The organism is Cobetia sp. (assembly GCF_983723665.1).
Map to the genome: position 1 here is coordinate 9,280 of NZ_CFDJES010000056.1, position 5,156 is coordinate 14,435.

At 62.6% G+C, this 5,156-nt stretch carries 6 protein-coding genes; 3 read left to right on the plus strand and 3 right to left on the minus strand.

Annotation, left to right across the window (positions count from 1 at the left end; all coding sequences use genetic code 11):
- The 3 genes from AC4FAH_RS07610 to AC4FAH_RS07620 form a co-directional block, all read right to left on the minus strand.
- Nucleotides 1-293 (minus strand): CBS domain-containing protein (locus tag AC4FAH_RS07610; protein ID WP_490245843.1); only part of this gene is annotated, 293 nt, incomplete at its 3' end.
- Between the two features lie 158 nt (nucleotides 294-451).
- Nucleotides 452-1,936, minus strand: a complete 1,485-nt coding sequence (locus tag AC4FAH_RS07615) for a dihydrolipoyl dehydrogenase (protein WP_153635416.1) — start codon at nucleotides 1,934-1,936, stop codon at nucleotides 452-454.
- Between the two features lie 113 nt (nucleotides 1,937-2,049).
- Complete coding sequence (locus tag AC4FAH_RS07620) at nucleotides 2,050-2,799, minus strand: glutathione peroxidase (protein WP_107335176.1); 750 nt, start codon at nucleotides 2,797-2,799, stop codon at nucleotides 2,050-2,052.
- A gap of 375 nt (nucleotides 2,800-3,174) precedes the next feature.
- Between AC4FAH_RS07620 and AC4FAH_RS07625 the strand changes: the two genes are divergently transcribed.
- From AC4FAH_RS07625 to AC4FAH_RS07635, 3 genes are all read left to right on the plus strand, one after another.
- Nucleotides 3,175-3,453: a hypothetical protein gene (locus AC4FAH_RS07625; protein ID WP_197738711.1), complete on the plus strand. Its 279-nt coding sequence runs from the start codon at nucleotides 3,175-3,177 to the stop codon at nucleotides 3,451-3,453.
- Between the two features lie 100 nt (nucleotides 3,454-3,553).
- A complete protein-coding gene (locus tag AC4FAH_RS07630; RefSeq protein WP_043334518.1) occupies nucleotides 3,554-3,715 on the plus strand; it encodes a YqaE/Pmp3 family membrane protein in 162 nt (53 codons plus the stop codon).
- Nucleotides 3,716-4,083: 368 nt separating this feature from the next.
- A partial coding sequence (locus AC4FAH_RS07635) for an ABC transporter ATP-binding protein (protein WP_490245844.1) occupies nucleotides 4,084-5,156 on the plus strand: 1,073 nt, incomplete at its 3' end.

Below are 5,156 nucleotides of genomic sequence, written 5' to 3' on the forward strand. Positions count from 1 at the left end.
TCCGTGATGCTGTCATTCGGGCCGACGCTGAGGACTTCGTGACGCATCAGGTCGCCGACCTGGGCATGCTGGCCGCAGTGATAGGCACTGTCGAGCAGCTTGCCGAGGATGTCCTGTTCGGAGATGAAGCCGATCAGGCGGTCCAGGTCATCCACGACCGGCACGCCGGGCAGACGGTGGTGGGTCAGGCCCTGGGCGAGTTCGAGAATGCTGGTGCGCGCCTTCACGCGATAACAGTCGCGGGACATGATGTCGCGAAGGGTCGAGGGCACCTTGAGCTGGGTGGCTTTCATGGGCAGATCTCCTGCGTCACTGCTCTTCGACTCTCCGGTGAGGGAGCCGTGCGATGAATGCCGGCAGCCACTTTCGTGACTGCCGGCGACATTCAACATCTGTTCAGAGCATAGGGCATCACTGCGTGAGCTGCGCGTCCCGTTGCCTTGAGGGGGTATCAGTCACCCGGACCGCATTCCATGCAGCGCTCGACGATGGCCGGGCCCAGCTGCAGGTTGGCGTTGAGGTCACGCAGCGCGGTGCGCAGGCCTTCCTCGATCACCGGGTGATAGAAGGGCATTTCCAGCATCTGCTCGATGGTCATGCGTTGCTGATGGGACCAGGCCAGCAGGTGGGCGAGGTGCTCGGCACGCGGACCGAAGATCTCGGCGCCCAGCAGCAGGCCGGTGCCTTGCTCGCCATAGACGCGCAGCATGCCCTTGTTCATGCGCATCACGCGGGAGCGACCCTGGCCGGTGAAGTCGACTTCGCCCACCGCGTAGCAGTCGCAGGCACCGTAGCGCTGTTCGATCTCGGCGGTCGAGAGGCCGATGGTGGCCATCTGCGGATCACTGAACACGACGGCGATGGTGCTCTTGCGCTGACCGGCACGCACGTCGGGGAAGCGACCGGCGTTGTCACCGGCGATTCGACCCTCATCGGAGGCTTCGTGCAGCAGCGGCAGGTCATTGTTGGCGTCGCCGGCGATGAAGACATGGCTCGGCGTGTCGTCGCTCAGACGAGTCTGCAGGGTGTGACGATTGAAGATCGGCACGCCGCGCTCGTCCAGCTTCAGGCCCAGCGCCTCGATATTGAGGCGATCGACATTCGGGCGACGGCCGGTGGCCGCGAGCAGGTAGTCGAAACGCTCGGTGAGGCGAGCTTCGCTGCCACGCTCGATGAAGGTGATCTCGACCCCGGCACCGTTATCGTCCTCGACACGTTCGATCTTCTCGACCTTTGCGTCCGGGTCGAGGTAGAACTCCTCGTTGAAGACGCGATCGGCATTGGCACGCAGCTTCTCGTCACGCAGCGGGCCGATGGCGCCGCCGACACCGAACATGCGGATGCGCACGCCGAGACGCGTGAGCGCCTGGCCCAGCTCCAGCCCGATGACGCCCGGGCCGAAGACGGCGACGGATTCCGGCAGGTCGTCCCAGTCGAAGACGCTGTCGTTGATGATCAGGCGGTCACCGGCATTCTCGAAGAAGCCCGGGTAGCTGGGGCGTGAGCCGGTGGCGATCACGACACGCTCGAAGGTGACGCGGGTCTCGTTGTCGCCGATGATCAGGCTGTTGGCGGTCTCGAAACGCGCATTGCCGCGCAGCTTGTCGTGGGAGGGAATGCCTTCCACGGACTCGACCACGAAGCCGACGAAGCGGTCGCGCTCACGCTTGACGCGGTCCATCACGGCGCGGCCATCCACCTTGACCTCGCCTTCGATATTGATGCCGAACGGTGCGGTGTCACGGGCGTGATGCGCGGCTTCGGCCGCACTGATCAGCAGCTTGGACGGCATGCAGCCGACACGGGCACAGGTGGTGCCGTAGGGGCCACCTTCGATCATGACCACGGAATCGGTGTGTGCCTTGGCGGCGCGATAGGCACCCAGACCGGCACTGCCGGCACCGATGATGGCGACTTCAACCTGGCGTTCGTTCACGTCGTACTCCTCAAGGCGCGCCAGCGGCGCACCTGACAATGGGGTCTCAGGCGCGAGCGTGGCCCGCGCGTGATGAAAAGAGAAAGTTATCGGGGCCTGTCAGCGTGATGCGTTCAAGCGCTGGTCAGGCTGCCGAAGTAGCGGGCGACTTCATCGCTGCCGCCGACATGCTCGCCGTCGATCCAGACCTGCGGCACGGTGGCCTGACCGGTCATGGCGCGCAGGGTGCGTGAGGTTACGCCGCGGGTGCCGACTTCGATGACTTCGTAGCTGATGCGTGCTTCGTCGAGCATCTGCTTCGCACGTGCGCAGTACGGGCAGCCCGGCTTGCTGAACAGGGTAGCGAAGCTGGGACGGCCGGCGTCCGGGTCCAGATAGTCGAGCATGGTATCGGCGTCGGAGACTTCAAAGGGGTCGCCCGGCTTCTGCGGCTCGATGAACTGCTTCTCGACCACGCCGTTGCGTACCAGCATGGAATAGCGCCAGCTGCGCTTGCCGAAACCGATGTCGCTCTTGTCGACCAGCATGCCCATGCCGGCGGCGAAGTCGCCGTTGCCATCGGCGATCAGGCTCAGGTTCTCGGCTTCCTGATGCTCGCCCCAGGACTCCATGACGAAGGCGTCATTGACGGACAGGCAGACGATCTCGTCGACGCCGACAGCATAGAAGCGATCGGCCAGCTCGTTGTAGCGCGGCAGGTGAGTGGAGGAGCAGGTCGGGGTGAAGGCGCCCGGCAGGGCGAAGACCACCACGTTGCGGCCCGAGAAGATCTCCTCGCTGGTGCGCTCGACCAGACGGCCGTCGCGACGGATCTTGAAGCTGACGTTCGGGACCTGCTGGCCTTCGTGTGATTCGAGTTGCATGAAATTGGCTCCGGTCTCGATGAGACGTATCTAAAGGGGATGGCAGGCGACTGAGGCTCGATGACAATGTCGAGTGCATGAGAAATCAGTGCCTTGCGAAACTGGAGCCAGTCTAGGGGCAAGCCTCTTGCGGGTGAATTTGATTGCATCAAGCGAGGCGATAGCTTTTCTTGATGATACTGCTGACAGTCAGTCGTGTGCTGGCTCATGGCCTTGTTCTCGGCAGGAACGTGCTGGTCGGCAAGCGGCTTTTTTGCCGGAAATAGTTATACAGACTTGATATTTGCCCCTGTCAGCCATAGGTAGTGGGTACGTCACAGCATCGTCAGGCGTCGAGTCTGGCAAGCGAGGCAATAGATGAACGCACGAGAGTACATGGCGAAGCACGGCCTGGACGGCGACAAGGACAAGGAGGAGGACAAGCCTCAGAGTCTGGAAGAACATGCCTGGGCACGTGCACGTGAGTCCGGCAGCCATCGGCCACGCACCGGGACGCCGCATGACTGGGAAGACTGGGAGCGCTACCACGAGCAGCTGGCCGCGGACTCCGAGAAGCTGTCCCAGAAGATCGATCGTCAGGCCCGCGCCGGCGGATCCGCCTCTGCGCACGACGATGACGTCGACAAGGCTGACGCTGATCGAGACGGGCAGTGATCGAGAAGGACTGTGATCAAGAAGGACACTGATCAACACGAGTACCGAACATTCATGACCTCCGTGGAGTCACGGTTGTCACAATCGCAAGGAGCAACTCATGGATATCATTCGCATCATTCTGGCCATCATCCTGCCGCCGCTGGGCGTTCTCATGCAGGTGGGTGTCGCCAACAAGCATTTCTGGATCAACATCATCCTGACCTGCTTCGGTTTCCTGCCGGGGATCATCCACGCGGTGTGGGTCATTACCAAGTTCTGACCGCCGCTGAGCCCCAGAGGCTCTGATGTGGCTGCCCACCTCGGGCAACCCAGAGTTGAAAGACCCAAAGCCCCCGCTGCCTTGTGTGCAGCGGGGGCTTTTCAGTGGGCGCTCACCGGGGAAGCGCCATGTGGCGTCGGTGATTCAGCGGCGGTGCATGCCGAGGGCCCTTGGCGAATGGCAGGCGACGGTAGTTCAACATTTAGACTTTCGCATAGCCTGATTTCAACGCTTTTCAGCGAGCGCGGCGCTTGTCGCCTCTCGCTTGCCCCCGTAGGGTCAAATGGGACTGAGGGCAGCGATCAGGGTCGGTGAAGCCTGTTCGATCACATGCTCCACGATAACAACAACACGTATGGATACCACGCATGGTCACGACTGCTGAGCCCGACGCGCCGCAGGAGACCAGCTCCTGCTTCGCGATCTTCAATGATGTGCAAAAGAGCTATGACGGCGAAACGCTGGTGGTCAAGGGCTTCAATCTTGAAGTCCAGCGCGGCGAGTTCGTCACCCTGCTGGGGCCGTCCGGTTCCGGCAAGACCACCTGCCTGATGATGATGGCAGGCTTCGAAACGCCGACCCACGGCGACATCCTCCTCGACGGTACCCCCATCAATGACTTGCCACCGCACAAGCGCGGCATCGGCATGGTCTTCCAGAACTATGCACTGTTTCCGCACATGAGCGTGGCCGAGAACCTGGCCTTCCCATTGGAAGTGCGCGGCATGAGCAAGGAGGAGATCTCGACCAAGGTGGCCAACGCGCTGGACATGGTGCGACTCGGCGAATTCGGCGATCGCCGTCCGGGGCAGCTCTCCGGCGGGCAGCAACAGCGGGTCGCCCTGGCACGTGCGCTGGTCTTCGAGCCGGAGCTGGTGCTGATGGATGAGCCGCTGGGGGCGCTGGACAAGAATCTGCGCGAAGAGATGCAGTTCGAGATCAAGCGCATCCACCAGCGCCTCGGCGTCACCATGCTCTATGTGACCCACGATCAGACGGAGGCGCTGACCATGTCGGACCGCATCGCGGTCTTCAATGACGGCATCGTCCAGCAGCTGGCGACCCCCGAGGCGCTGTATGAAGCGCCGGAGAATGCCTTCGTCGCCTATTTCATCGGCGAGAACAATCGCCTCAACGGCCAGGTATCGCAGCTTGACGCTCAGGGGGAGCATTGCACGGTGACCCTCGACAGCGGCGAGCAGGTACGGGCACTCAAGGTGGCCGTCAATGAGGTCGGCGAGCGCACCCAGCTGTCACTGCGCCCGGAGCGGGTACGCCTGCTGTCGGCGGAAGAGCCAGGCGCCGCGGGCACGCAAAGCCCTCCCGACAATGTCTTCTCCGCCGAGGTGCTCGAGGTGATCTATCTTGGAGATCATCTGCGCACGCGCGTGGCGGTGTGTGGCAGTGACGAATTCATCATCAAGACACCCAACGCCGAGGG

Coding starts and splice junctions, on each gene's coding strand:
- AC4FAH_RS07620 (WP_107335176.1), bottom strand. CDS start 2,799: ATGCAACTCGAATCACACGAAGGCCAGCAGGTCCCGAACGTCAGCTTC.
- AC4FAH_RS07630 (WP_043334518.1), top strand. CDS start 3,554: ATGGATATCATTCGCATCATTCTGGCCATCATCCTGCCGCCGCTGGGC.
- AC4FAH_RS07625 (WP_197738711.1), top strand. CDS start 3,175: ATGGCGAAGCACGGCCTGGACGGCGACAAGGACAAGGAGGAGGACAAG.